3 protein-coding genes are annotated in these 2,827 nt (G+C 34.5%); all 3 read right to left on the minus strand.

From position 1 onward, the window contains the following. Positions 1-1,475: hypothetical protein (locus tag ACOVO2_RS02455; protein WP_421768449.1), on the minus strand; the 1,475-nt coding region annotated here is incomplete at its 3' end. A 3-nt stretch (positions 1,476-1,478) separates the two neighbouring features. Beyond that, complete coding sequence (locus ACOVO2_RS02460) at positions 1,479-2,126, minus strand: class I SAM-dependent methyltransferase (protein WP_421768450.1); 648 nt, start codon at positions 2,124-2,126, stop codon at positions 1,479-1,481. Positions 2,127-2,183: 57 nt separating this feature from the next. Further along, the coding region (locus ACOVO2_RS02465) for a hypothetical protein (RefSeq protein ID WP_421768451.1) at positions 2,184-2,827 on the minus strand (644 nt) is incomplete at its 5' end.

Consider the following 2,827-nt stretch of genomic DNA (forward strand, 5'->3'; position numbering starts at 1 on the left):
AGTAATAAACGATTTGGCCAAGTCTTTATTGGTTCGTAGCGTTGCAAAAGAGCAAGTAGCGTCGATGTTTCTTCGCTAAAAGCGTATTTATTGTCGGTGCTTTCAATACTATACACCACAAAATCGGGTGCAGTAGCCGACAAATATTTTTCTTGGTTTTTTTCAAGTAAAAATGGGTTGTAAACAAAGTACGATTGAATGGCAGGTCTTGGATTGTAATTTAAGCGATTAAAGTAAATTTCTGAGATTTCATTAGGGATAAAATCGACACTTTTATTGCCTATGATTGATAAAACTTCTTTGGGAAATGTAGGTTTTGTATAATCTTTTTTAGCTGCTGTTACCTCTTTGAAATACTGATTAAAAATATAAATCTTACGATGCAAATTAGCGGTAACTGACAAAGAAACTTCGCCAAAAACAGGTTGGTAGAATAAAAAATAACCTAAAATATTACAAGAAATCAGCCCCCAGCCTATCTTTTTCATTAGTTTATCAGTGCAAAAAAGAGGTAGTAATAAAAAAGGTAGATTAGCCAGTTTTACGAATGCCGTAATATGTCCATCATCTGCCCGTACAAAAGAGTATTTAATGAGGATGAATGAAATTAAGGATACACAGGAAATAATAAAAGCGTTGTCTAACTGACTGACTGTGAGTGTTTTAAATTTCAATGCGACTTTGCCAATATAAAATACCGAGGCTACAATCAGTAAACCAAAAATGAGGTAAGAAACCAATACTATTTTTAGTCTATCGGCAGGATACACCGACATAGCTTCAGTATAGCCATTGGTAGCCTGAATACTCGAATAAGAATAGGCAAATAAATCAGTGTTAAGAATTTTAGCCGATAAGGCGAGAGCCGAAAGCGTAAAAACTAAGGCGAAAATTAGATTTTTGAAAGTCAGACGTTTGCTAAAAAATGCGTAACCCAGTAGCACCGCAACAAAGCCCAATGCTATGATTCCGTAATTTGCTTTTGTATAAAAAACCACAATGCCAATAATTATGGAGTGATAAAGCATCCATAATTGCTGAGTATATAAGAATTTTAAACCACTGAATATGCCAACAAAAAATAAAGCAAAAATGACCCACTCACCAAAAAGTGAGGAAATGACGATAGTAAGAGCAAAATGTATTGTGTACTGGTAAATTTTTGTCTGTTTCGGCAGGGCCAAGAAAAGCAAAAGACCAATGTTGAGGAAAAAGAAAATATCAAATACAAAAAAATGCCAAGCAGGAGTATCTATGGCAAAACGTTGTGTGAGATAGCCCAGAGGGCCGTAAGTATAGATAATGTCTTTTCCAAAAATAAGGCTTTTTGCTTTTGCCATTTCAAGCCCAATACGCCATGAGTTATCAATGCCTGCTTGTGGTATTTCCGATAAACGATAGTAAGGAAATAGTAAAACTATAAGAAATAGTACGTAAACGATTTTAAACCAAACGGCATTGATAACTTTTTGCATAGTTTATTTCTTTTCGGCAATAATTAAAAATTGTTTTCCAAATAAAAACCAAATAAAGGGCATATTTAGATACAATCGAGCCAAAAGTTTATGAACAGGTAATTTACCTCTGAACGAAAGTGGTAAAAACCTCGGATGTGTTTCAAGAAGCTCAAAACCAGCACCATATAAATGTTCTTCAACTGCTAATTCTGAAAGAATAACAGTATGGTCGGCAAAATCAAAATACTCTTTATAAGCGTATTTAAAATTCGGTCCGATGATTGCTATTTTGCCGCCAGGTCTGATATTTTCGTACATTCTGCCTAAGAAATGAGCAACTTCTTGTTGGCTACTTAAATGTTCTAAAAAATTGGAGATAAAAACCGCATCAAAATAATTTTTTGGAATATCTACTTTCAAAACGTCACCAACGATGGTTTTAACGTCACCTTCAACGAAATCTTTGACTGACTCTTCGATGTCGATTACCCATTTTTCTTGTGAGGGAGAAGCGTTGATAAATTCACACATTCCGCCAGCAGAATCTAATATTTTTTGTGGAGAACCAAGTTTGTGGTGGAAGAAGTTAGCGATTTCTTTCCAAATAATTTTTTTTTTAGCTTTGTCAACACCCTTGAAGCGGTACCAGTAAATGCGGTTGTAATTCATTGTTTTATATGTTTTTTTGATTTTGCAAAGTTGTGTAAGCCCAAAAGATTTTGGACTTTATTTTAATTCGTAGAATTCTTCTAAAATCTCAATTTTCTTGTCAAAACCCGCTTTTCTTCTCAGAATTTCGTCAAATTTTACGGTTTCAATGCTTTTATTTTCAACCGAACCAGTCTCAAAGAATTGTTTTAAATTCTTCACGCTGTCAATCTTTGCGTTTACAATTAGGCCTTTATTTAGCAAGATTGGCACAGTTCGATAAACCGTTTTTTCGCCTTTGTTGGTTGCCAATTCCATGTTGAGATGCGGCGGCTGAAAGAACAAATTTAGTAATTTACCAAACCAATTGTATGTGGTTTTTACTTTTATAATCGAAAGCAGCTTTTGGTTGGCAGAATCTGCTTTAATCAACGAATTTAAAACGAACGGTTTCCCCATTTCCCAAACAGTACTTTGCTGTTTTACTAATTTTAAGGTTTTGGTTTGTGCTTTCTTCTTTAGCAATAAACGATTTGGCCAAGTCTTTATTGGTTCGTAGTGTTGCAAAAGAGCAACTAAAGTCAGTGTTTCGTCGCCAACAGCATATTTGTTATCGGTACTTTCGATACCGTAAATTACAAAGTCTGGTGCGGTATCCGAAAGGTACTTTTCCTGATTTTTTTTATCTAAAAACTCATTATACGCCTGATAAGATTGTATTA

The sequence above is a fragment of the Emticicia sp. genome, assembly GCF_049241225.1.
In the GTDB taxonomy this organism is placed as follows: Bacteria; Bacteroidota; Bacteroidia; order Cytophagales; family Spirosomataceae; genus Emticicia.